This window comes from Paraburkholderia acidiphila (assembly GCF_009789655.1).
GTDB lineage: Bacteria > Pseudomonadota > Gammaproteobacteria > Burkholderiales > Burkholderiaceae > Paraburkholderia > Paraburkholderia acidiphila.
In genome coordinates, this window is sequence record NZ_CP046911.1 from 1 (window position 1) to 22,552 (window position 22,552).

Below are 22,552 nucleotides of genomic sequence, written 5' to 3' on the forward strand. Positions count from 1 at the left end.
ATGAAACTCTTTTATCTCTTGCTGTCCTCGTCGCTATTCCTCGCGGCGTGCGGTGGCGGCGGTTCCGGAAGCTCCGGCGGTGCAACCAATGCCTCGGCCACGTCGCAAAACGCGAGCGGCTCCAATAGTGCCAACAGCGCCAATGGCGGCAGCAACGCAGCCGCGGCGAATACGGGCACGAACGCGCTCAAGCCGGGGACGATGACCTGCGGCTCCGCCTCGACGTCGAGCGCTAGTTCCGGCAGCGCGCTCGTTTCGGCCGATACGCCGACCACGCAGAGCGGCCGCATCTTCGCCTCGGCCACGACGTTCCCCGTTGCCTTCACGACCAACGCGCCCGCCGCCGACACACTGATCTGGTCGATCGCCGACCAGTTCGGCAACGTGGCCGCGAGTGGCAGCCTGCCCGTAACGGCGGGACCCTTGACGACCACGCTCTCCTGCTCGTCCACGCTCGCGGGCTACTTCGCCGTGTCCGCGACGCTCGGCAACGCCGGCGGTCAGCTGCCCTCGCTCGGCACCCGCCCCGCGGGCACCGCGACCTTCGGCGTGCTGCCCAATCTGGCCAACATCGTGCCGGGCGTCACGTACCCGCATCAGGACCTGCATCGCTTCGGCATGCAAGGCGAGGACGACAACACCTCCGTGCTCTCCTCGCTTGGCATCTCGTGGACGTACGACCATCGCGAGCTGTACAACATGGAGCCGAACGGCCCCAACACCTTCAACCCGAACGCCAATAACCTCGACCCGTTCTACACCACGGGCCAGGTGATGCGGCTCGTGCGGCTGGACGGCATTCCGGCGTGGGCAAGCCCGACGGGCGCGTTCGAGGACGAATCGCTGCCGCCGACCGATCTCTCGTACTACCAGAACTACATGGCCCGGATCGGCACGGAATCGAACCTCATTCGGACGACTTATTTTCCGAACCAGTCGGCCAACTACTACCAGCTCACCTGGGAACCGGACGCGCAATGGCAAGGCACGAACGCGCAGTTCGTGCAGCTCTATCAGACCGTCTATCAGGGCATCCATTCGACCGACCCGCACGCCGTAGTGATGGGACCGACCGATACGGCGCCCTCGGGCACCGCCAGCCAGCTCAAGACGCTCGCGCCGCTCGGCTACGCGCAGTACATCGACGGCGTGACGACGCACGGCTACTACGACATCAACGGCACCTCGCCTTCGTATCCGCCGGAGCGTCTCGCGACCGATCCCGCCAACGCATCGGGCTCGCTGATCGGGCAAATGCGCGCGCTGCGCAGCGAAATGGCCGCCGACTACAAGCCGGGCATGAAGCTGTTCACCACGGAGCTGGGCATCAGCTATGACAACGGCTCGTCGTACGGCGCCAACTATCCGACTGGCAACATCCTGTACGCGCAGGGCGCACTGGTGGCGCGCAGCCACGTCATCATTCTGGGCGAAGGCTCCGATCAAACGTGGATTTTCTATGGCGCCGACTTCCCAGGCCTCGTGGGCTATGGCACGTTCTTCGATCTCGCCGACGCGCAGGGCCAATACGGCGCGCAGAACATCAGCCCCAAGCCGGCGGCGATGGCCGTCGCGGCCATGACGCGCATTCTCGACGGCACCAACACGCTCGGCCCGGTGAACGGCACGCCCTCGGGTGTCTACGCCTACGCGTTCCAGCAGTTGAACAACGGCGCGGTCATCACCGCGCTCTGGACGCACAACAACAGCGTGTGGAGCGCGAGCAGCGGCTACAGCTCGACCTATAGCGTGGCCTACAGCCTCGCGGTGGATGCGCCCGGCACGAACGGCACGGTCACCGTGCTCGACGAGATGGGCAATCCGACAACGATGAGCTACACCAATGGCCAGCTTTCGCTGAATCTGACTGAATCGCCGGTGTATGTGGTTTCACAGAATGCGACGGTGGCGAGCGCCAATTCGACGCTGCCTACGGGCTACGTGCCGAACTAACCAGGTGATCCAGGCGGCCGCCTGGCCGCACGCAAAGCGCCACCCCGAAGCGCCCGGCCCGCGGACACCGTTCCGCGGGCCGGGCGCTTCGTCCGTTTACCGTCGATGCGCTTGCTCACCGCGAGCCGGACATCGCCGCGGTTGTCAATGAACCGAAATATACGAGAGAATATAGCGATACCGCCCCGGCCCACGGGCGGCAAGACAACTGGAGCGACATCAGGTGAACATTGGCAGCAAGGAAGCGGTGGGAGAAAAGTTCTCGGCCGACGCCATGGAACACGCACGCGTGATGACCTGGAAGGCGATCGAGCAGATCGCGGCCGCCGTCCGGCCCGGCATGCGCGAATCGGAAGCCACCGCGCAAAGCAAGGCCATACTCGAAGCGCTGGGCATGGACCGCATCTGGCATCCCGTGCTGATCCGCTTCGGCGAAAACACACTGCGCATCTTCAAGGAGCGCTCCGAGGGCGACCCCGTTCTGGGCGCGGACGACATCTTCTTCATCGACCTTGGCGTGGTGTGGAATCAGCATGAAGGCGACGCGGGCGCCACCTTTGTCACCGGCGGCGACCTCGAAATGCGGCGCTGCGCACGCGACGTCAAGATCATCTACGACGAGGTGGCCATCCACTGGCGCAGCACCGGTTGCAGCGGCAAGGCGCTCTACGACTTCGCGGCAGAACGCGCGAGCGCCTACGGCTGGCGCCTGAACGTCGATATCAAGGGCCATCGCGTGAGCGACTTCCCGCACGCCATTTACCGGGCCGGCGACCTCGGCGACTTCGAAACGGTGCCGGCCGCCGGGTTGTGGATCCTCGAAATACAGATCGCTCACCCCACCCGCGCATTCGGCGCATTCTACGAGGATCTGCTCGCCTGACGCCGCGCGCGGCACATCATGCGACGCAATCAGGCTGACGACGTCTGCGCCTCGTAGCTGCGCTGCGCGCGGTCGTCATGCAGCACGCGCCGCCCCGTGCGCGTGAGCAGCACGAGTACGATGGCCAGCAAGCTCGTGCCGAACAAATAGCCCGGCGGAATGAATCTGGCGTCGGTAAATCGCGCCACGACCGAGATATAAAAAGGCGCCAGCCCGCCGAACAGCATCACCGCCGTGTTATACGCGATCGCCACGCCGGTCGAGCGGCCTTGCACCGTAAAGATCTTCACGAGCATGCCGGGGTGTGCGGCGCCTTGCAGCGTCAGGAACAGCATGCCGACGATCTGCACGAACATCAGCCTGAACTCGCTCGGCTGGGCGAGCAGGTACCAGAAGAGCGGAAAGACACACACCATCCATCCGGCGATAAACAAGCAGAACAAACGATAGGCGCCGATGCGGTCGGCGAGCTTGCCGAACACGGGCGACAGGATCGACATCACGAGGCTCGTCACGAACACGCCGCGCAGCGTCGAGCCCAGCGAGAGATGCAGCTGGAACTGCGCATAGTTCGGCAGATAGGCGTTCCACACGTAATTGAGCGAAGTGCCGGCGATCATCACGCCCATCGCACACACGAGCGCATCGCCGTTTTCGCGCACGAACTGGCGCGCGCGCACGAGCGTTGGCGCCCGCGCGGCGGGGCGCGCCTGCATGCGTTGAAAGTCGTCCGACTCGCCGATGTGATGCCGCAGATAGAACCCGATGGGCCCGACGAGCGCGCCGATCAGGAACGGCACGCGCCACCCCCACGCGGCGAGCGCGTCGTGCGAAAGATGACTCGTCAACAGGTAGCTGCACCCCGAGGACAGCATGGCCGCCACGCCAAGCGAAACCATGTTGAAGCTGCCGTAGAACATCTTCTTGCCAGGCGGCGCGACCTCGTAAATCGTGACCGACGAAAGCGCGAACTGCGCGCCCACCGCAAAGCCCTGCACGAGGCGGCCGATCACCACCAGAATGGGCGCCGCAAGCCCGAGCGTGGCGTAGCCCGGCGTCAGCGCCAGCAACAGCGAGGCCACGGACATCGCCACCATGATCCACGAGAGCGCCTTCACGCGCCCTGCGCGGTCGGCGTACATGCCCATCACGACGCCGCCTATCGGCCGCACGAGAAAGCCGACCGCGAACGTCGCGAACGTCAGCAGCAAGGACTCGCCGCGATTCACGCCAGCGAAAAACGTCCGCGCGATCAGGCTCGAAAAATAGGCGTATACCGCGAAGTCGAACCATTCGAACGTGCCGCCCGCCACGGTCGTGATGATGACCCTGCGGATCTTTCTGGCTTCGCTGACCGTGTCCATCGGCTTAGGCTCCCGTGCGCATCGTGCGCAAGCGTTGTGCGAAGAAGTCCTGGACCACCTCGACCACCTGCAGGCCGCTGTGGGCGATGTTCTCGAGTTCGTCGAAGCGCACGGCTATACCGGCCGCCTCGAACGATGCCTTGAGCGCCCTGAGCCGCTCCGGGCGCGTTCTGCCCGCGTCGTTGATGCCCGGCAGGTACATCGGGCTGTCGTCGCGCACCGTGATCTCCCACGTTTCGAGGTCCGCGCGGCCCACCACCATCTGCACCGGCACCTGGCGCAGCGCCGCGAGATCGAAAGGCTTGCCGAACTGCCGCTCGAAGCCGCCCACACCCAGCCACCAATCCTTCGACGCGTCCAGCAGCGTCACGTTGCCCGGCGCGCCGATGGTGGCCGCCCACAAGCGCTCGGGGTGTACATAGGCGAAACGGTTGACGAACTGCCCGCCGCCCGAGTAGCCGAACAAGGCGAACTTCTCGAAGCGCTTGCCGTAGCGCTCGCCCACTTCGCTCACCATGTCGAGCAGGACGTTATCGTAGTGGATATCGCCTTCCACGAGGCGCTTGAAGCCGCTGCGGTCGCCATCGCCGCGCACGCCCACCGGAAAGAGCGGACACAGCACGATGCAGCGATTCCAGCGGCCGAAGCCCGCAAATGCATCGCGGTACTGAATGAATTGACGACCGGTGCCGTGCATCACGACCACCAGTTCGACGTCGTTGCCAGGCGTCGTCACTTCGGGCGGCACGTACAGCGTGTAGGGGAACCGCGCATCGTGCCGGCTCGCGTACACCGTGGTCGAGCCCAGGTCATAGAGCGCCTGGGCTTTCGCGTGGTCTACCGTGAGCGGCTCTTCTGCAACTTCGGACATCGGTCTCTCCTCCTGATTCGTTTCTGGTATGGCGTCTTTCGCGCTTCAAGCCGCTTCGGCAATCGGGTCGCGCTGCAGGCTGTAGCGAGTGAACACGCGATTGAGCGCGGGCATCGGCGCGACGTCCATCTCGCCGATGGCCGGTTCCATGACGATCATCGCGACCGTTGCGCTCAGCGTGTGGCGCGTGCCCGGACGCGGCGGACGGCAAACCGAATGCGGCGTGCCGAACGCGTCGAACAGCGCCGCCTTCACCGCGTTGCGGTCGACCTTCGGCGCGGCGTTGAGCAACTGGCGCACGCGCCAGTCGCGGTAGTAGCTGTCGGGCGAGTTCTCGCAGCCGGTGTCGCGCAGCTTCGTGCGGGCGACCGGGCTCATCCAGTGGTTCGCGTGCACGATCAGTTGGTCGTCGCCGGGCCAGATCGGAAACGCCTCGTCCGGCGCGCATTCGAAATCGATGCCGAAGCCTTCGGCCATGCCGAGCATGATGTTGTTCGAGCACGATTTGGGCGTGGTGGCGATCGTGCGCATCGCATTGGCGAAGACCGGTTCTTCGAGCACGCGGCGGCGCAAGAGCGAGAGCGGCACGCCCATCTGCGTGTAATCGCGATCCGATTCGAGGTAGTTCGCCGTGATCGACACGCCCGCCGCATTCAGGCCGCTGCGGGCAAGGCCGCCCGCTTCGACGAAGGTCAGATAGTCGGGCCCCTCGTCGCTACGCACGCGCAGGACGATCCCCGTATCGACGCAATCGGCTTTCCAGTCCCAGTTCTGCGCGTGGATCAGCCGCCCGTTCGCGGAACGCGACGGCAACACGAGCACGCCCGTGCAGCCGTCCTCGTCTTCGGCATCCGCGGGCGGCGCTTTTTCGGCGCGCGCCTTGGCCAGCACCTCGGTGCGCGCGTTGATCATGACGATGTCTTCGAACGGCACGTCCGCGCCCACCGCAATGCCGCGCATTTCGTCGAGATATGCGGGCTGGAATTCGCCGATGGCCTGTTCGAGCGAGCGGATGAGCGCCATTTGCGACGCCTCGCTGTAGCCGATATTGCGCAGCGTCTGGCCGTAGCGCGACGCGCTCAAACGAACGCGCTCGGCTACGGCGCGGCCATACTGCACCCCGCGCTCATAGGGCTTGCCCGACACGCTGACGAACGGAAACGGCTGGATTTGCGGCATCGAATGACTCCCACGCAAGAAGCGAATGAACGTTGTTGAACCGATTCTCAGGCGAGAGAAATAAAATAAAAAGCGTTATTTTCTTTACTGAAAGGAAAGATTTTTTTGTGTTTCGTGCGATCATGCGCGCACGGCAAGACGCACCACGAACTCGCCCGAGGAGGCGCAGGATGAGCGAAATCCGGATGCTCCGGACCTTTCTGGCAATCGAGAAGCACGGCACGATGGCGGCCGCCGCCGATCGCATGGCGCTGACCCACGCGGCGGTCGGCGCGCAAATGCGCACGCTGGAGCGCGTGTGCCAACGTCAGTTGTTCGATCGCAGCGGCCGCAGCATCCAGCTCAACGACGCGGGCCGCTCGATCCTCGAACAGGCGCGCACGGTGGTGGCCGCCTACGACTCGCTGCTGCGCGGCGTGGCCGACACGCACAGCATCGAAGGCACGGTCACGATCGGCTCCACCGTGTCGTCGATGGGCTTTCTCGCCGCCAACGTCATCAAGCTCAAGGTGCCGTACCCGGCGCTGAACGTGCGCCTCACCCACGGCAGCAGCCCGGAACTCGAGCGCCAGGTCCGTACAGGCGAAATCGACGCCGCGGTGATCATCAGCGAACCGCGCACGACCACGCTGCCCGAATCGTGGGAGTCGTTGTATGAGGAGCCGCTCGTGCTGCTGGCCAATCCGGCGGTCGGTCCGGCCGAAGCGTCGGCGGCCTCGCTGCTCAAGCGCTTGCCGTTCATCGGCTTCGAAGCGGCGTCGCTGACCGGCAGGCATGTGACGAGTCTGCTGCGCCGTTTGCGCGTGGAGGTCAACCCGGTGCTGGAAATGAATTCGATTGCGGCGATTGCCGATCTGGTGCGGCAGAACGTGGGGGTTTCGATCGTGCCGAGCCTGCGTCACGCCGCGTGGGCCGACGACCCGCAACTGTTCGTCAAGCCGATTCCCGGCACCACGTGGCGCCGGCACGTGGCGTGGTACGAGTTCGGACGCCAGCCGCGCGCGACGGCGATTGTGAAGAATCAGCTGCTTGCGGCGCTCTCCAATTCATAAGCTTTACTGATTGATTTGCTCGCGAGGTAAAGAAACCCGCGCTGGCATTTGCGACCCACGGTCGCAAGATTCGACGCCGCGACAGAAATCAACGAAAATGCTGCGAACCCAATGGAAAGCAACATGAAACGACTGTTACTCGCCGCACTCACCGCCGCCTCGCTCGCGACCTGCGCCCATGCGCAAAGCAACGCACCCGGCGCTTTCGCCACCCCCGCGGGCACGGTGCAGTTCGTGCGCGACGACCGCGACTTTGTGGCCGTCCTCGGCAAGGATATCTTCGACCGCTTCGACGCGAAAACGCTCGCCCATTTCGACGAAGTGGGCCACGACAACAGCACGATTACGCGCATGCTCGTGCAGACCGACTTCGGCCCGGTGCTGTACGACTTTCGCCGCAACCCGCCGCTCGTGCAGCACGCAAACACGCGCATGACGATCAAGCGCGTGTTCTGGCAACCCGACGAAGTCGTGATGCAAGGCTCGGAAGGCTGGTTCCGGCTCAAGAACGGCGCGCTCACGAAACTGAAATCGTCGACGACCACCTACCGCACCAACTAAACCGCTCAGGCGTCTTTGTCGTCCTTCTCGTCGCCCTGCGAGTCACGAGCCGCGATCTTCAACTGACGCAGCTTGTGATAAAGCGTTTTCCTCGGCATGCCTAGCTCGTCGCTCGCCTGAGCAACGTTGCCGTGATGGCGCCGCAGGGTGTTCTCGATCAGCATGCGTTCGAAGTACGCAATCTGGTCCGCAAGCGTCTCCCCTTTCACGGTAGCCGCGCCCGCGGAAAGCAGGCTGTCGCCGGTGAGCCCGAGCACGAAGCGGTCGGCGACATTCTGCAGCTCGCGCACATTGCCGGGCCACGCGTGCGTCATCAGTTCGGACACCTGTGCAGCGGTCACGACCGGTGCGGGCGTGCCGAAGCGGCGCGCCGCCGCGAGCACGAAATGTTCGAACAGCAGCGGAACGTCTTCGCGCCGCTCGCGCAGCGGCGGCAATTCGATCTGCGCGACGTTGAGCCGGTACAGCAGGTCGGCGCGGAAGTTTCCCTCAGCGGACACCTCGGCGAGGTCCGCCTTCGAAGCGGCGACGATGCGGCAATCCACCGGAATCAGTTCGTTCGCGCCAAGCCGCTCGACCACGCGCTCCTGCAGCACGCGCAGCATCTTGATCTGCAGCGGCATCGACATCGTTTCGATTTCGTCGAGAAAGAGCGTGCCGCCGTTCGCCCATTCGATTTTGCCCACGCGCTTCTTGATTGCGCCCGTGAACGCACCCGCCTCATGCCCGAACAGCTCGCTCTCGAACACCTGCTCGGGCAGGCCGCCGCAGTTCAGCGCCACGAAATGCGCGTCGCGCCTTGTGCTGAAGTCGTGCAGGCTGCGTGCGATCAGCTCCTTGCCGGTGCCCGTTTCGCCGGTGATCAGCACCGACACGGACGTATCTGCAAGGCGCAGAATTTTCTTGCGGACTTCCGCCATGGCCGGCGACTTGCCGAGCACCAGCGCCTCGATCCCCTGCCAGTTGTGCAATGACGCGCGCAGTCCCTCGACTTCGAGCGTGAGCCGGCGTTTCTCGACCGCGCGGGCCACACGGCCGGCGATCACATCGGACGAAAACGGCTTTTCGATAAAGTCGTAGGCACCCACGCGCATCGCGCTGACCGCCGTCGAAATATCCGCATGCCCGCTGATCAGCAGCACCGGGATTTGCGGGTCGATCGCCATCACGTGGTCGAGCAGCTGCAACCCGTCGATGCCGGGCATGCGCACGTCCGAGACGATCACGATCGGCGCGCCCGGAGCGATGTCCGCATAGGCATCGGCCGCCGACGCATACGCGCTCACTGGAAAGCCCGCCAGCGCCACCGCCTGCTCGACGCCGATGCGGACATTTTCATCATCCTCGACGACCAGCACGCGAATCTCATTTGCCACCGTATTTGCCACGTCAGCTGCCATGTTCTGTCCTTTGCGGCTCGGCGGCCGCGAATTCGATCGTGAAGCGAGCCCCGCCTTCGTCGCGATTCGTGGACGTAATTTTCGCGCCAAAGCCTTCGATAATGCGCGACGTGATCGCGAGCCCCAGCCCGAGACCTTGGCCGCGCGGCTTGGTGGTCACGAACGGCTCGAACAGGTGCGCCAGCACTTCCGGCGCAATGCCGGGGCCGCTATCGTCGATCGTAAAGCGTACGCGGCCCTGTGCATCGGGCTCGCTCGCTTCCATCGCGATCACACGCTTGCTCGCGTCGCGCACCGCGTCGAGCGCGTTGCCAAGCAGGTTCACGATCACCTGCTGCAACTGGCTCGACTCCGCATATACCGTCGTGCCCGGCGCGATCCGCACGTCGAGTTGCACCGCTTCGTCGCGGATGCGCGACTCGTAGATGAGCCGTGCATGCGCCACCGCTTCGCCAAGCGACACCGCCACGCGCTCCACTTCCGGCTTGCGCGCGAACGCCTTCAGCTCGCTCGTGAGCACCGCCATGCTGTCCACGAGACGCCCGACGCGCTCGAGGTTGGCGTTCGCCTGTGCGCTTTGATTGCGCTCGAAGAAAGTGCGCGCATTGTCGCAGAGCGTGCGGATCGCGACGAGCGGCTGATTCAGCTCGTGCGTGAGCCCCGCCGCCATCTGGCCGATCACCGCGAGCTTGCCGGCATGCACGACCTCCTGCTGCGTCGCGCGCAGGCGCTGCTCGGTGCGTTCGCGCTCGGCGATCTCGCGCTGCATCTGCGCGTTTGCCTGCGTGAGCGCGGCGGTGCGCTGCGCCACGGTCGCTTCGAGCTGGTCGTTCGCGCGCCGCAACGCCTCCTGACCCTTGAGCTTTTCCACGATCACGCGGCGGCGCTGCACCGCGTATAGCGCATAGAGCGCGGCGATCAGAAACAAACCCGTCACGAACGCAAACGCGAGCCGCTGCTGTCGCCGCGCGCCCGCCGTGTCGAGTAGCACCATGATCGTGTCCTGCCCTTGCGGCGCGGGGCGCGACATCACGAGAAAGCGGGCGGTGCGGCCCGCGCGGCGCAGATCGGGAAAGATGCCGATCCACGCATTGTCGTTCCAGTCGCCAACGCGCCGGTACTGCAGCGCCTCGACAATGCGGCCCGCGTATTGCCGCGACGCCTGGATGTCGCGCTGCTGCGGCTCGGTCATCGCCCGCATGGCGGTGAATTTCCATTCGGGCTGGGTCGAGATCACGATCACGCCGTTGCTGTCGACGACGATCGCCGCTTCGCCCGGCGTGCGCCATGCGGATTCGAGCGCGTCGACGCTGACCTTCACCGCCGCCGCGCCGATTGCCGCATTGCCCGCATCGCCATCGTGAATCGCGTTCGCGAAGTACAGCCCCGGCACGCCGGTGTTGGTGCCAATGCCGAAGAAGCGGCCGCGGCCCTGCGCGAGCGCGTCCTTGAAGTACGGGCGATACGACACGTTGGTGTTGACGAAGCTGACCGGCTGGTTCCAGTTGCTCGCGGCGATCACCGTGCCGTGCGCGTCGATCACGTCGACGGCCCCGCTGCCGACATCGTTGTTGACCGCTTCGAGGTAGGCATCGACCGAGGGCAACATGGCGCGCGCTTCATCGGGCGTAGCCTTGAGCAACGCCCGCACGCTGTCCTGGCGCGCCACGAGCGCGGGGACCATCTCGAAGCGTCCCAGCTCGCTTTTCAGGCTCGCCGCGTAGAGATCGAGCCGATGCTCGCCCACGTCGGCGAGCGCGTCGATTGCGCGGCTCCATGCGAACTCCACCGCGGCGGCGGCCGCGCCGACATACAGCACGGCCGCCGCCGCCCATCCCCACCATGGAATGCCCTTGTAACGCTTGTGCACGTTCGCCCTCGTCGATTGGCTGCCGCCAGACGGCGGGTTCAGCGGATACCGCGCGCCGGATCCACCGGCGACTCTATCGCGAAGGCGTGCGCGAGGCTCGCAGGAGGGGCGCACGAGAGGCGAACGAGAGGCAAACTGCAGCGCGTCAGGCGCCGAAATGCGCGAGCAGGATGAGCGTCACGGTCACGACGATGGCGCCGCCGATACGCGTGGCGATCTGCGCGAACGGCATGAGTTGCATGCGGTTCGCGGCGGTGAGGATCGCCACGTCGCCGGTGCCGCCCTGGCCGCTGTGGCACGCGTTCACGATTGCGGTGTCGATAGGGTACATCTTCATCAGGCGCCCCACCACGAAGCCCGTGCCCATGAGCGTGACGACGGTTGCCGCAATCGTCACGACGTTGACGAGCGTGAAGGCGGCCATGAGCTTGTCCCACGGAGTCATCGCCACGCCGATGGCGAACAGCAGCGGGTACGTGACCGCCGTCGAGAAGAACTTGTAGACCACGAACGCGCCTTCCTGCAGCGGCGGCGACACCGCGCGCGCGAGCTTCACGAGCACGGCGAGGAACAGCATGGCCACCGGCGCGGGCAGACCGATCAGCTTGTTGGCCATCAGGCCGATGAGGTACAGCGTGATCGCCGTGATACCGGCGGCAGCGATATGGCTTACGTCCACGTGAGCGCGGACTTCGTCGTTCGACGACGAGGCCAGTTCATCGGTTGCGCCGACTTGCAGGCGGCCGTTGCCGGTGAGATGCGGCATGCGGCGGCCCAGCATGTCGAGCATGCCCGAGAGAATGATGGCGATGAGGCTGCCGAGCATCACGGGCGGCAGCACCTGCGCGAACAGATCGCCTTGCGCCACATGCATGATTTCCGAGTAGCCCACCGAGAGCGGAATCGCGCCTTCGCCCACGCCGCCCGCCATGATCGGCACGACGATATAGAGCAGCGTATGTTTGACGCCAAGGCCGAGCGCCGCGCCAACCGCCGTGCCGACGATGGTCGCCGCCACCGTGCCGGCCGCGAGCGGAATGAAGATCTTCAGGAAGCCTTGAATCAGCACGCGGCGGTCCATGCTCAGAATGCTGCCGACGATGATCGAGGCGATGAACAGATACAGGAAGTTGGTCTGCTTCGTGAACTCGACCGTGAGGTGCTGCACGGGCGCGGGCAGCACGTGGTAATACACGAGCGCCGAAGGCACGAAGGTCGCGAGAATCGCCGCCGCGCCGATATTGCGCAGGAGCGGCAGGCGCTTGCCGAGTTCGGCGCACGTGAAGCCGCAGAAGGCGAGCACGGCGATGGCCATCGAGATCTCGCCGGGCACCTTGCCGGTGACCGCGAAGCCCGCGATGAGCGCAAACAGGATCACGTAGATCGGCAGCGGAATGATGCCGATGCGGATTTCCATCAGCTTCCACCAGCCTTCGGGCCAGAAGCGGGTGGGGGTCGTGGTGGATGACTCGGGGGCCGCCTGGGGCACTTGCGAGGCGGCGGATGCGGATGCGCTGTTCTGCACGGGATGTCTCCTTCGTTTTCGCGACCGGACTGCGTCGCGTCTCCGGTGCTTGTTTAATAAGGGGGGCGGGCTATCGAGGGATAGGCCGCCGGGTGTCTACATAGCAGTAGCCGTGCCAGCGTGTTCCGGCGTGACGACAAACACTTAACCCATTGATTTATTGGCAATTTCATAAAACGCCCGCTACCCCTCGCACCCCATCGCTCCGAAATTTCAGAATCGGCCCGAGCCGCAGGCTGAATTCTCAGCCTGCCTGCCGACCGATTGCGCGTGCCGCACCATACGCGCCATACGAACGGGCGCGACCCTTGAGCCGAACGCAAGAATCATTTTCAGAATTTGCTCTGGAACCGCACCGATCGTTGGCCGAAGATGAATCACCGCAACTTGAGGAGCGAGCCATGAAGATCGTCTTGCCAGGGTGCGCCGCCGTTTGCGCCGCGGTGCTGTGGAGCACCGGCGCGCTGGCCGCGCCGCCGGGTTCCGCTTATCAGACGTCTGTGCAGTTATCGAGCGGACGGAATCTGCTTTGCAGCGTGAACGAATCACAGCCAGCGGGCGAACCTGCGGCGCTCACGCGCCGCGAACAAGTGGAGGCCGATGTCCTCGCCACGCAGCGCTTGCGGCTCGTGAGCGGACCGGAGTCGCCTTATCCCTCTGCCTATACGGCGCCGAGCGTCGCCTGCGTGAACGCGGGTTGATGCCGCAACAAGAACAACGGGCTCGATTCGCCTGACGAATCGAGCCCGTTTGTTTTGAATGAACGCGGATCAGAAGCGTGTACGCACGCCCGTCGTCACTTCGACCTGGTTGGTCGCGCCGAAGGTCGTGCCGACCGTGTAGCCGCCGTGCAGCTTCATGTAGTCGCCTGCCAGATACACTTCGGTGCGCTTCGAGAGGTGGTAGAAGATCGAGCCGTAGAGCGTTTCCTTGAAGCCGTTGTGCAGCCCGCTCGTGGGATCGAATGCGCCGATGTTGGCGTTCGGAATATCGCCATCGACGTTATACGCAGCGTTGTGCGTGCGCATTTGCTGATAGCCGAGTTCGTAGTCGAACGCGCCCTTCGGCACGAGCTTGAACGACACCGTCCACGCATTGTCCTGACGCTGGCCGAGCGCACCCTGATTGCCCCAGTAGCGGAAATAGCCCGCATTGGCGCGCACGATGCCGATCGTGTAGTTGCCGCCCACCGAGAACGCCTGGTTCGTGTTGCCGTTGTTGTTCACATGGTTGTAGAAGGTCGAAGCCGTCCAGGTCGGAGCGTTGTAGCCGAGAGCGAACTGATAGTTCGCGTTGTTGCCGAAGCTCGTTGAATTGCCGAATGCATAACCCGCTGCCGCGAAGATCCCGTTGTCGAATACCTTCTTCCACGCGACGCCGTTGTTGTAACGGGTGCCCGTTGCGCTCGCGGCGTAGAAAATCATCTGCTTGAAGTTGTTCGCGTTGGTCCAGCCGCCCTCTTCCGTCGTGAGCTTCGCGTTGCCGTACGGGTCGCCGTAAATGGCGGCGGCATCGCGCGCGATGGTGTTCTGGAAGCCCGCCGTGATCTTGCCGAAGCGGTCGTCCTCGAGGCCCACCCAGGCGTCGCGGTCGAAGAGCTGACCCGGGTCTTCCATCTGACCGTCGCTCACGCGGTACTCGCTTTCGAGCCGGAAGATCACCTTCGTGCCGCCGCCAATGTCTTCAGCGCCCTTCAAACCCCAGCGGCTGCCGCTGAACCACGGTTCGCCGGCAATGCCCATGCCGATCACGTGATTGCCGTTGGCGTCGGCGTGCGACTGATACGTGGGGACGCTCAGGTCGATAAGACCATAGAGTTGAACGCTCGACTGCGCGTGTGCGCCGCTCGCCGCCAGTGCGCCAACTGTCACGGTGAATGCAAGGTGCCTTCTCTTCAAGATCGTCTCCAGGGTGCTGTGTTGAAGTTTTCATGGACCCGCTGCCATCGCTCACCGGTTGCGGCGAGCCGTGTGAATCAGCGGGTGAGACGAATAGTAGAGAGGTGAAGCCTTCGCGATTCTTTCATGACCGCTTCGTATGACTAAGTAAATTCACTAATACCGGCAAAATAGCGAACCTGTTCAGGCCGGCACGGGATCCTTCACGCGAAGGATGTAGCCGAGGCCGCGCAGCGTGGTGATTTGCACGCTCGACTCCGCGAGATGCTTGCGCAGCCTGTGAATGTAGATATCGATCGCGTCCACGCTCGGGTCGTCGCTCAGGCTGCAGATGCGCTCGAGCAGCGCATGCTTGGGCACGGCCTTGCCCTGGCGCAGCATGAGTGCTTCGAGTATGGAATGCTCGCGCCGGCGTAGCGTGAGCGGCGCGTCCTTGTGGCGAAACTCGCGCGTGTCGCACACGTACTGCAGGTCGCCGCAGGTGAGCCAGCCCGACTTCTCGCCCGTCTGCCGCCGTATCAGCGCCTTGATGCGCGCAACCAGTTCGCGGCTGTCGAATGGCTTGACCACGTAGTCGTCGGCGCCCGCGCCGAAACACGCCACCTTGTCGTCGATCGAGCCATGCGCGGTCAGCATGAGCACCGGCACGTTATTGCGCCGGCGCCGCAAGCGGTTGAGCACGTCCTTGCCGCTCAGGCGCGGCAGACGCATGTCGAGAAGCACGAGATCGTAGCTCTGCGTGAGCAGCACGGAGTCCGCGGCCTCTCCATCGACCACGCAGTCCACCGTGAAATTCTCGGCGCGCAACAGGTTGACGATCCAGTGCGCGAGTTCGGCATTGTCCTCTACGAGCAGCAGCTTCATGGTCCCTCCTCACCTCCTTTCACGTCTTCTCATCCGGGCCAGACAGGCAAGCGCACCGTCGCAACGAGGCCCACGCGCGCGGCCCCGGCGGCAACGCTCACCGAGCCGCCGTGCGAACGCGCGACCTGGTGCACGATCGCAAGCCCGAGGCCGGTGCCCTCGGTATCCGCCGCCACGCGATAGAAGCGCTCGAACACGTGCGCCCGCGCCTCGGCGGGAATGCCGGGGCCGTTGTCCACGACCTGCAGCATGACCTCGCCGCCTTCGCTGCGGCAGATAGCGGTCACGCGGCCGCCGGGCTGCGTATAGCGTATGGCGTTGTCGATCAGATTTGACACGAGCGATGCGAGCAGGCCCGTATTGCCCGCCACGTGCACGTCGTCATCGAGTTCCGCGCCGAGATCGATGCCGCGCCGCTCCGCCGCCTGAACCAACTCTTCGAGCACCGAGGAGACAACCTCGGTGAGATCGACGCGGGTCTGGCTGCGCGACGACTGCGCCATCGACTCCGCCTGCGCGAGCAAAAGCAGTTGATTCGTCAACTCCGCCATTTTCTGGCTGGTGCGGCGCACGCCTTTGAGCGCGTCGTAGAGCGCGGGATCGCGCGCGTCGCATTGGCTCGCGAATTGCGTTTGCGTGGTGAGCAGCGTGAGCGGCGTGCGCAACTGGTGCGCCGCGTCGGCGATGAACTGGCGCTGCATGGCGGCATGCACCTTGAGCCGCGCGATGCACTGGTTGATCGCTTCGACAATCGGCCGCAGTTCCGAGGGCAGACGGTCCGATCGGATCGGTTCCAGTTGCACGGGCTCGCGGTCGGCAACGTCGTCCTTGAGCTTCATGAGCGGCCGCAGTTCGAGCGTGAGCCCGAGCGGCACGAGCAGCGCGACGAGCGCCAGCATGAGCCACTGGCGTGCGAGCTGCGGCCGCCACAAGGCACTGATCATCGCTTCGCGCGACTCCATTGTCTTGCCGACGATCACCATGACGCGCTCGGCGCTGCCCGAGTCGTAGAGCATGCGCTCGTAGGCCACGGCGCGAATCGGCATGCCGGCATACGTGGTGTCGTAGAACACAGGCGCGTCGGCGGTATCCGCGTGCGGCAGCGGCAAGTCCGGCGCGCCGCCCAGCAGGCGGCCATTGCCGGCCAGTACCCGGTAGAAAACGTGGTCCTGCCACGGCGACTCGAACAGTTCCAGCGCCGCCGGCGGAATCGACGCGCTGAGTGAACCGTTGTCCCAGTCGACGTCCTCGATGATCGTGCGCGCCGAATTCAGCAGCGAATGATCCTGCACGAGGTCGGCGGTCTGCCGCGCGGCGTCATACGACACGCCGCTCGTGACGACGACAAACACGGCGAGCGGCACCAGCAGCCACAACAGCAATCGCGCACGCAGGCTATGCACCATGTCACGCGCTCTCAGGTACGAAGCCGCGAGGCGGCGCGCGCAGGACGTGCTTCATTTCGCGCTGACGAATTCGTTCGTATAGGTGCCGGACAGATCCACGTGCTTGCCCTTGACCGAGGGATTGAAGCTCGAAAGCACCTTCAGAACGGTCGCCGGACCGTCGGCGGGCATCTTGCCGTCGGCGGTGTACATCGGCAGCGAGGCCTTGAGTGCGCTCACGTAGAGGCCCTTGTCCTTTTGATAGTCGGCGGGCATTTGCGCGGCGATTTCCTCCGCGCTATGCGTGTGAATGAACTGCATGGTGCGCACGAACGCGTGCGCGAGCTTCGCCGCCTGCGCCTTGTGCGACTCGGCCCACGCGTTCTGCACGTAAAGGCTGGCGGCAGGATAGGTGCCCCCGAGCGCGGCGCGCGTGCCTTCCACCGTGCGCATGTCCACGAGCACCTTCGCGTCGCCGGCTTTTTGCAGCGCCGAAACGGTCGGCTCGGTCGTCATACCCGCGTCGATGCGCCCTTGCTTGATGGCGGCGATGAAACTCGCGTCCGCGCCGACCGGCAACATGGTGTAGGCGCTGGAAGCGATGCCATGCTGGCTCGCGAGATATTGCGTGAGAAAGCTGGTCGAGGAGCCCAGGCCCGTCACGCCCAGCGTTTTGCCTTTGACGTCAGCCATGGACTTGACGGTGCCAGCCGCTTTCGACGACACCATCTCCACTTCGCCCGGCACCTGACCGAACACGACGATCGCCTTGACGTCCTTGCCTTTGGTCTGCAAGTCGATGGTGTGATCGTAGAAGCCCACCACGCCCTGCACCGCGCCTGCGAGCAGTTCGTTCTCGGCATCCACGCCTGCGGGTTGCGAGAGCAACTCGACCGTCAGCCCTTCGTCCCTGAAATAACCCAGTTGCTCGGTGAGGCGCGCGGGCAGGTAAATGAGCTTCGTAATACCGCCTACCATGATGGTGATCTTGTCGCCGGCGTCGTCGGCGGCATGTGCGCCGTGCAGCGCCATGGCAAACAGCAGGCCGCCAGCGAGTGCGACATGACGCAGCGCGCCAGAACTGGGGGGCATTGAGTGTCTCCGTCAGAATGGGACGGCGGCGCAAGACTGGCCGCCTCGATCGTTTCGGGGATTTTAGTGACGCAAACCCTTCCCGAAGCTTTCGCGGGTCGCGCCGATTTATACGGGATTTCCATGAGCGGCGGCGCTATTTATACTTTTTATTTTTCTGAATAAAAATGGCTTTTATTCAGCGTTAATCGTTCGCCGATCAGATGCATCGTTGTGGTGAATCCTGCTGCCGGACCGGAGTCGAATACCAGCAGCAGCAGCGCGCTGATTAATTTATAGAGGATGCCTTATCGATTTGCACAACGGAACGCGTCGACGTTCCGAGTTCATTCAGCAGGAGTCTACCTCGGCCGTAACCTTCGATCGGGCAGCTATACGCTACCCGAAGAACGGGTCAAATAACGCGCTGGACGGCCCGGGCAGAGTCCGTGATGTCCTGCCCGAAACCGGCAATCGTATTGCAGCCCGCCAAAGCGGCCAGTACGCCAACCATCGATACCACCACCAGAAGCCGTCCCATCATCTTTGCTACCCCGTCAGTCTATTTTTTTGTTACGCGGGCGGCAGCGCCTTGCGCTAACCGCCGCGCATAGCGTCTTCCATCCGCTGGAATTGCGTATTTTGCCTGTGGTCGGTCCGTGGGTGCAAATTGCGCGCGGTTGCCTGGGCCGCGTGGTAGCGGCCGCGAAGGATCGCTACTGCCCGAGTATCTGGCGGAACTGGTTGTCCGTGACCTGGAATTCCGGCGAAAGAGTCCCCGTCGACATCAGGATCTGGTACTTGACTGTCTGGTCAGCTGGCGTCGGGGCCTTGGTGATGACATACACGGTTCCATTGGCGCCCGTGAAGGGTGTCCCTTTCTGCATCTGGTCGTCGGTCGGCGCAGGCTTCTGGGCCAGGTGAGGTTGATTGGCGAACACATAGGTCAATGCACGATCCAGCGAACAGTCTTTGTGAAACCCTTCTATCCTCGCGACCTCCACCGACGGAGACATCGAAACGGGATCCATGGTCTCGAGGCTCGCCGCGTACTGGGCATATTCCTTGTAGTACGTAGCGTCAATCGCGCCGGTAATCAATTGCGCCGTTTCCTTCTCGTAGACGTCCTGGTTAATCGCCAACCGTGTGCCAGACGACACTGTCGCCCCTGCCGTTAGCGCGTGGACCGTCGAGATTGGCGTCAACACTGTCGCCAGGGCGTTTAGCGTCGTGGTGAGAATGTCGAACGTCGTATTGGAAATTCGTTGGCCGGCCGAAAGAGAGCCGACAAAGTAGGCGCACTTCTGTTCGGAATCGTGCAGCACCATCCCCACGTAGTTCTTCTTGTTGGCGTCCGTCGGCGCGGATCCAGCCTGAGCGCCACTCGCACCTCCTGGGTCGCCCGACTGGCTGAGATCACCATACACGTTCTTGAGATTTAAAGGCGCCGCAGCAGTTAGCAGCGCTTCGTTTTCCTGCGTAGACTGGATCATCTTGCTGGTTAGACCACACCCTTCAAAACCACAACAGAGAGCAATTGATGCAGTAATAATGCAAGGATACCTTAGCATTTTTAGCTCCTCATTATTAAGCATCTCTGACACAGATCCGCCTTCTATCGACGTGTGCCTGGTTCCGGCTTGAACAGATCGATGGTGCTCCCCTTGCGAACTGTCGTTGTGTTGCCTACCCAACAGTTTCACCTCATGTGTCGGGCCGAACGGCGGACGCAGATAACATCCGGGATGTCGATTAGCTAACGCGTATCAGTCTCTTTGATCCGGGCGACAACGCATCCAAGAACGCTCGTTAAATGACCCCGCTAGAATTCACGACAATCCGGCAGTTGCCCCAATGCGGCGGAATCATGACAAAGCCATCGAGGACAGCCTTATTTTCCGCCACCCGCATGTGGGACTGGAAGGCGGTGGCGGCGCTATGCGCAGCCGCGCCCGAACTTGTCGAAGCGAGCGATCCGCAAGGCCACACCGCGTTGCACCGGGCGTGCGCGGTCAAACCCGGCAGCAGCGCCGCGCTTCTCGAATCGAACGGCATCGCCACCGTCAAGGCGCTGCTCGGCGCCGGCGCGGATCTCGAACGGGCGGTGCCCATGGACGAGGACGAGGGCGACTTTCGCGCCACGCCGCTTTGGTACGCCGTGGCGCGCGGAGAAAATTTTCCGCTCGTCGAGTTCCTGCTCGAGCAAGGCGCCAACGCCAGCTATTCGCTTTGGGCAGCGGTATGGCGCGACGACGAACAGGTTTGCCGCGCGTTGCTGAAGGCGCGGCCCGAGCTGAATCTCAAGGCGCACGGCGAAACGCCGCTTTTCTATGCCGCGCGGCTCAAACGGCTCGCCACCCTCGCCATGCTGATCGACGCCGGAGCCGATCCGTCCATTGCCGATCCGAAAGGCCGCGATAGCGTTGCGATTGCAAGGGAACGCAAGCTGCCCGCGGGTATCATTGAAGAGATGGAGTCGCTGCAGCGCAAACTGCACAAACGTCGCCTTTGACCCGCGAGCTTCAGTCGATTCGACGACCTGCCACGCCTGCCGCACGGCCACGCACCGGCAACGCACCACCACGGACCAAAACGGACCAAAAACGGACCCTTCCGCCAATGCGCATATTCGGAATCAGCCTTTACGTCATTGTCGCCCTGCTCTTTGCAGTGCATGCCATCCGCAACCAGCAGAACATGTACTGGCTGCTGATCCTGTTTCTTTTCCCCGGCCTTGGCAGCCTCGTCTATTTCTTCGTGATTTATTTGCCAAGCTTGCGCCAGTCGCGCGGAGCGAGGGCAACGGGCCGGGCCATCTCGCAACTGGTCGATCCCAACCGCGCGGTGCGCGAGGCGCGCACGGACTTCGACCGCGCGCCCACGGTCGCGCACCGCATGCGTTTGGGCGCGGCGCTGCTCGACGCGGGCAATGCCGCCGAAGCGCTCGAGCACTACCAGGCGGCGGCCACCGGCCCGTTCGCCTCCGATCCCGCCTTGCTCGAGGGTCTGGCGCGCGCGCAGTTTGCAAACGGCAATGCCGTGGCCACGCAGGAGACGCTCGAAAAGCTGTTCGCCGTGCAGCCCGTCGCCCGCCAGCAGCCGGTTCCCTCCTTGCTGTATGCACAGGCGCTCGCTGCCAATGGTGCAGCGGGCACGCGCGCCGCGTTCGAAGCCGCGCTCGCCTGCGCAAGCGACGCCGCCCCGCGTTGCCTCTTCGCAGAATGGCTGGCCAGGCAGCCCGCCGAAGCCGACCGCCAGCGCGCACGCGAGCTTTACGCCGATATCGTGCACGACGCCAAACATTGGCCGCGCCACGCCCGCGAGCACAACAGCGAGTGGCTGCAACGGGCCCAGGCCGGCCTGAGCCGGTAGCGCAAGTTTCCCGCAAGGCGCCGCCGCGCCAGGCGCGGCTTGCGGAATCTGTCTAGTCCCGCCTTTGCTCACACATGCGCCGGTAAGTGGCCGGCGTCATGCGGTACGCGCGGCGAAACCAGCGCCCCAAATGGCTCTGATCCGCGAAGCCGACTTCCGCGGCAACCTGGGCCGGCGTGCGCCCCGCCGCCAGCAGCCTGCGCGCGGCACGCAGACGCAAGCGCACCAGGTACGCATGGGGCGACGTGCCGAATTCGCGCTGAAACAGGCGCGTCAAGCGAAACCGGTCGATGCCCGAGCGATCGACGAGTTCGTCCAGCCCTATGTTCGCGGCCATGTGCTCGTGCAGCAGATCGCGCACGCGGGCCAATGCAGGCGGCGCCGGGGCTGTCGCTGCGGTCGTATCCAGCAGATGGCCGCCCAGGTGCTCCAGCAAGCGGTCGAGCGCCTCGTCGCGTGCGAGCCGGCCTTCCTCGCCATACAGCGCCAGAAAGGCGCGGCGGATTGCGTCGGTCAGGCGCGGGTCGTCGACGAGCGTCTGGCCGAAAGCGGCCTCCACGCCGGCGAGGCCCGCAATGTCGAGCCTGCGCGCCGCACGCTCGACCCACGGCTGCGGCAGATACAGCATCGCGTAGGTGAAGCCGCCCGGCTCGGGCGCGTGGCCGTCGTGCAGCGCACCCGGCTCGATCAGGATCGCGCGGCCCGGCACGCTCGTATGCAGCGAGCGGTGGCACTGAAAGCGCTGCACCCCCTGCTCCGTGTAGCCGATCAGCATGTCGTCGTGATCGTGGGGATCGTAGGCGTGGCCTCTGAAGTGCGCGCGCAAACTCTCGATGCCCGTCTGCGCGTCGCGCCGCGCGACGAGCCAGTGATCGTTCCGGCCCTCGGCCGCCGTCGCGTTCGTCATGGCCAGCCTCGCTCCTCGTTCCCGGGTTCCTTTCCCAAGGGCACGAGTGTACGCCAGCCCTGCATGAAGGACGCAGCGCCCCCCCGGTGTTGCCGGCGCAGCGAACCGGGTTCAGTCGTCGAATTCGCCGGCCTGGAGCGCTTCGTCGAAATCCGTGATCCACGGGGCGAAGTGGTCGGTGTCGTAGGTGGCCGTCTTGCCGTTGGCGATCCGCGTGACGGATACCTGCCGGATCGCCGCACGCTCGCCGCCGCCAGCGGCTTTTTCGTTGTCCGAGATCCGGAATTCGCGCAGGTCGAGCCCCCGGCTGGCGAGCACAGCCTTGACGTCTTCCTGTTCGTCCCAGGAAAACTCGGCGAAGTCGTGGGCTGTCATGTTCGTCTCCTCCAGGGCGTCA

21 protein-coding genes are annotated in these 22,552 nt (G+C 64.3%); 8 read left to right on the plus strand and 13 right to left on the minus strand.

The features are described from left to right. Both FAZ97_RS35270 and FAZ97_RS24290 read left to right on the plus strand, forming a co-directional pair. A complete protein-coding gene (locus FAZ97_RS35270) occupies window positions 1-1,953 on the plus strand; it encodes a hypothetical protein (RefSeq protein WP_199272184.1) in 1,953 nt (650 codons plus the stop codon). A gap of 223 nt (window positions 1,954-2,176) precedes the next feature. After that, window positions 2,177-2,836: a M24 family metallopeptidase gene (locus tag FAZ97_RS24290; protein WP_158761067.1), complete on the plus strand. Its 660-nt coding sequence runs from the start codon at window positions 2,177-2,179 to the stop codon at window positions 2,834-2,836. Between the two features lie 29 nt (window positions 2,837-2,865). On the opposite strand, the gene FAZ97_RS24295 is transcribed toward FAZ97_RS24290, so the two are convergent. Genes FAZ97_RS24295 through FAZ97_RS24305 form a run of 3 tightly spaced genes read right to left on the minus strand, consistent with a single transcriptional unit; the run spans window position 2,866 to window position 6,250 of the window. Then, on the minus strand, window positions 2,866-4,200 hold the full coding sequence (locus tag FAZ97_RS24295) for an MFS transporter (RefSeq protein WP_158761068.1): 1,335 nt from the start codon (window positions 4,198-4,200) through the stop codon (window positions 2,866-2,868). Window positions 4,201-4,204: 4 nt separating this feature from the next. Continuing rightward, complete coding sequence (locus FAZ97_RS24300) at window positions 4,205-5,071, minus strand: alpha/beta hydrolase (protein WP_233271887.1); 867 nt, start codon at window positions 5,069-5,071, stop codon at window positions 4,205-4,207. Between the two features lie 45 nt (window positions 5,072-5,116). Further along, on the minus strand, window positions 5,117-6,250 hold the full coding sequence (locus tag FAZ97_RS24305; RefSeq protein WP_158761069.1) for a C45 family autoproteolytic acyltransferase/hydolase: 1,134 nt from the start codon (window positions 6,248-6,250) through the stop codon (window positions 5,117-5,119). A 170-nt stretch (window positions 6,251-6,420) separates the two neighbouring features. Between FAZ97_RS24305 and FAZ97_RS24310 the strand changes: the two genes are divergently transcribed. Together FAZ97_RS24310 and FAZ97_RS24315 are read left to right on the plus strand one after the other, a co-directional pair. Then, window positions 6,421-7,302 carry a LysR family transcriptional regulator gene (locus FAZ97_RS24310; RefSeq protein WP_233271888.1) on the plus strand — a complete coding sequence of 294 codons (882 nt, stop codon included), beginning with the start codon at window positions 6,421-6,423 and terminating at the stop codon, window positions 7,300-7,302. Window positions 7,303-7,425: 123 nt separating this feature from the next. Then, a complete protein-coding gene (locus tag FAZ97_RS24315; RefSeq protein ID WP_158761070.1) occupies window positions 7,426-7,863 on the plus strand; it encodes a hypothetical protein in 438 nt (145 codons plus the stop codon). 5 nt (window positions 7,864-7,868) lie between these two features. On the opposite strand, the gene FAZ97_RS24320 is transcribed toward FAZ97_RS24315, so the two are convergent. The 3 genes from FAZ97_RS24320 to FAZ97_RS24330 all read right to left on the minus strand — a co-directional run bounded on the left by FAZ97_RS24320 (window position 7,869) and on the right by FAZ97_RS24330 (window position 12,550). Continuing rightward, entirely contained in the window at window positions 7,869-9,239 is a 1,371-nt protein-coding gene (locus tag FAZ97_RS24320) for a sigma-54-dependent transcriptional regulator (protein WP_158762399.1), read from the minus strand. 13 nt (window positions 9,240-9,252) lie between these two features. Next, entirely contained in the window at window positions 9,253-11,133 is a 1,881-nt protein-coding gene (locus FAZ97_RS24325; RefSeq protein WP_158761071.1) for an ATP-binding protein, read from the minus strand. Window positions 11,134-11,278: 145 nt separating this feature from the next. After that, window positions 11,279-12,550 carry a 2-hydroxycarboxylate transporter family protein gene (locus tag FAZ97_RS24330; protein ID WP_199272196.1) on the minus strand — a complete coding sequence of 424 codons (1,272 nt, stop codon included), beginning with the start codon at window positions 12,548-12,550 and terminating at the stop codon, window positions 11,279-11,281. Window positions 12,551-13,059: 509 nt separating this feature from the next. On the opposite strand from FAZ97_RS24330, the gene FAZ97_RS24335 reads away from it, so the two are divergent. After that, window positions 13,060-13,359 carry a hypothetical protein gene (locus FAZ97_RS24335; RefSeq protein WP_158761073.1) on the plus strand — a complete coding sequence of 100 codons (300 nt, stop codon included), beginning with the start codon at window positions 13,060-13,062 and terminating at the stop codon, window positions 13,357-13,359. 69 nt (window positions 13,360-13,428) lie between these two features. Here FAZ97_RS24335 and FAZ97_RS24340 read toward each other — a convergent pair whose 3' ends face one another. From FAZ97_RS24340 to FAZ97_RS24355, 4 genes are all read right to left on the minus strand, one after another. After that, window positions 13,429-14,568 carry a porin gene (locus tag FAZ97_RS24340; protein WP_407671913.1) on the minus strand — a complete coding sequence of 380 codons (1,140 nt, stop codon included), beginning with the start codon at window positions 14,566-14,568 and terminating at the stop codon, window positions 13,429-13,431. 171 nt (window positions 14,569-14,739) lie between these two features. Continuing rightward, a complete protein-coding gene (locus FAZ97_RS24345) occupies window positions 14,740-15,420 on the minus strand; it encodes a response regulator (RefSeq protein ID WP_158761075.1) in 681 nt (226 codons plus the stop codon). A 29-nt stretch (window positions 15,421-15,449) separates the two neighbouring features. Next, window positions 15,450-16,826, minus strand: coding sequence for a sensor histidine kinase (locus FAZ97_RS24350; RefSeq protein ID WP_158761076.1), 1,377 nt, complete (start codon window positions 16,824-16,826; stop codon window positions 15,450-15,452). A gap of 51 nt (window positions 16,827-16,877) precedes the next feature. Next, a complete protein-coding gene (locus tag FAZ97_RS24355; protein WP_158761077.1) occupies window positions 16,878-17,897 on the minus strand; it encodes an ABC transporter substrate-binding protein in 1,020 nt (339 codons plus the stop codon). 3 nt (window positions 17,898-17,900) lie between these two features. Here FAZ97_RS24355 and FAZ97_RS24360 point away from each other — a divergent pair, with 3 nt between their 5' ends. After that, complete coding sequence (locus tag FAZ97_RS24360; protein WP_158761078.1) at window positions 17,901-18,062, plus strand: hypothetical protein; 162 nt, start codon at window positions 17,901-17,903, stop codon at window positions 18,060-18,062. 530 nt (window positions 18,063-18,592) lie between these two features. On the opposite strand, the gene FAZ97_RS24365 is transcribed toward FAZ97_RS24360, so the two are convergent. Beyond that, window positions 18,593-19,369 (minus strand): hypothetical protein, encoded by a 777-nt coding sequence (locus tag FAZ97_RS24365; protein WP_158761079.1) that lies wholly within the window; start codon window positions 19,367-19,369, stop codon window positions 18,593-18,595. 374 nt (window positions 19,370-19,743) lie between these two features. Between FAZ97_RS24365 and FAZ97_RS24370 the strand changes: the two genes are divergently transcribed. Together FAZ97_RS24370 and FAZ97_RS24375 are read left to right on the plus strand one after the other, a co-directional pair. Continuing rightward, the gene (locus FAZ97_RS24370; RefSeq protein ID WP_158761080.1) at window positions 19,744-20,388 is read left to right on the plus strand and encodes an ankyrin repeat domain-containing protein; all 645 of its coding nucleotides are present in this window, start codon (window positions 19,744-19,746) and stop codon (window positions 20,386-20,388) included. A gap of 107 nt (window positions 20,389-20,495) precedes the next feature. Continuing rightward, window positions 20,496-21,248, plus strand: coding sequence for a hypothetical protein (locus FAZ97_RS24375; RefSeq protein ID WP_158761081.1), 753 nt, complete (start codon window positions 20,496-20,498; stop codon window positions 21,246-21,248). A 52-nt stretch (window positions 21,249-21,300) separates the two neighbouring features. On the opposite strand, the gene FAZ97_RS24380 is transcribed toward FAZ97_RS24375, so the two are convergent. Together FAZ97_RS24380 and FAZ97_RS24385 are read right to left on the minus strand one after the other, a co-directional pair. Then, on the minus strand, window positions 21,301-22,155 hold the full coding sequence (locus FAZ97_RS24380; protein ID WP_158761082.1) for an AraC family transcriptional regulator: 855 nt from the start codon (window positions 22,153-22,155) through the stop codon (window positions 21,301-21,303). 111 nt (window positions 22,156-22,266) lie between these two features. Then, window positions 22,267-22,530 (minus strand): hypothetical protein, encoded by a 264-nt coding sequence (locus tag FAZ97_RS24385; RefSeq protein ID WP_158761083.1) that lies wholly within the window; start codon window positions 22,528-22,530, stop codon window positions 22,267-22,269. Window positions 22,531-22,552 lie beyond the last annotated feature (22 nt).

What these genes read in the sequence shown, in the direction of transcription:
- FAZ97_RS35270 (WP_199272184.1), top strand. Translation starts at nt 1, where the DNA reads ATGAAACTCTTTTATCTCTTGCTGTCCTCGTCGCTATTCCTCGCGGCG.
- FAZ97_RS24295 (WP_158761068.1), bottom strand. Translation starts at nt 4,200, where the DNA reads ATGGACACGGTCAGCGAAGCCAGAAAGATCCGCAGGGTCATCATCACG.
- FAZ97_RS24300 (WP_233271887.1), bottom strand. Translation starts at nt 5,071, where the DNA reads ATGTCCGAAGTTGCAGAAGAGCCGCTCACGGTAGACCACGCGAAAGCC.
- FAZ97_RS24305 (WP_158761069.1), bottom strand. Translation starts at nt 6,250, where the DNA reads ATGCCGCAAATCCAGCCGTTTCCGTTCGTCAGCGTGTCGGGCAAGCCC.
- FAZ97_RS24310 (WP_233271888.1), top strand. Translation starts at nt 6,421, where the DNA reads ATGAGCGAAATCCGGATGCTCCGGACCTTTCTGGCAATCGAGAAGCAC.
- FAZ97_RS24315 (WP_158761070.1), top strand. Translation starts at nt 7,426, where the DNA reads ATGAAACGACTGTTACTCGCCGCACTCACCGCCGCCTCGCTCGCGACC.
- FAZ97_RS24330 (WP_199272196.1), bottom strand. Translation starts at nt 12,550, where the DNA reads ATGGAAATCCGCATCGGCATCATTCCGCTGCCGATCTACGTGATCCTG.
- FAZ97_RS24335 (WP_158761073.1), top strand. Translation starts at nt 13,060, where the DNA reads ATGAAGATCGTCTTGCCAGGGTGCGCCGCCGTTTGCGCCGCGGTGCTG.
- FAZ97_RS24345 (WP_158761075.1), bottom strand. Translation starts at nt 15,420, where the DNA reads ATGAAGCTGCTGCTCGTAGAGGACAATGCCGAACTCGCGCACTGGATC.
- FAZ97_RS24350 (WP_158761076.1), bottom strand. Translation starts at nt 16,826, where the DNA reads ATGGTGCATAGCCTGCGTGCGCGATTGCTGTTGTGGCTGCTGGTGCCG.
- FAZ97_RS24355 (WP_158761077.1), bottom strand. Translation starts at nt 17,897, where the DNA reads ATGCCCCCCAGTTCTGGCGCGCTGCGTCATGTCGCACTCGCTGGCGGC.
- FAZ97_RS24365 (WP_158761079.1), bottom strand. Translation starts at nt 19,369, where the DNA reads ATGATCCAGTCTACGCAGGAAAACGAAGCGCTGCTAACTGCTGCGGCG.
- FAZ97_RS24370 (WP_158761080.1), top strand. Translation starts at nt 19,744, where the DNA reads ATGACAAAGCCATCGAGGACAGCCTTATTTTCCGCCACCCGCATGTGG.
- FAZ97_RS24375 (WP_158761081.1), top strand. Translation starts at nt 20,496, where the DNA reads ATGCGCATATTCGGAATCAGCCTTTACGTCATTGTCGCCCTGCTCTTT.
- FAZ97_RS24380 (WP_158761082.1), bottom strand. Translation starts at nt 22,155, where the DNA reads ATGACGAACGCGACGGCGGCCGAGGGCCGGAACGATCACTGGCTCGTC.
- FAZ97_RS24385 (WP_158761083.1), bottom strand. Translation starts at nt 22,530, where the DNA reads ATGACAGCCCACGACTTCGCCGAGTTTTCCTGGGACGAACAGGAAGAC.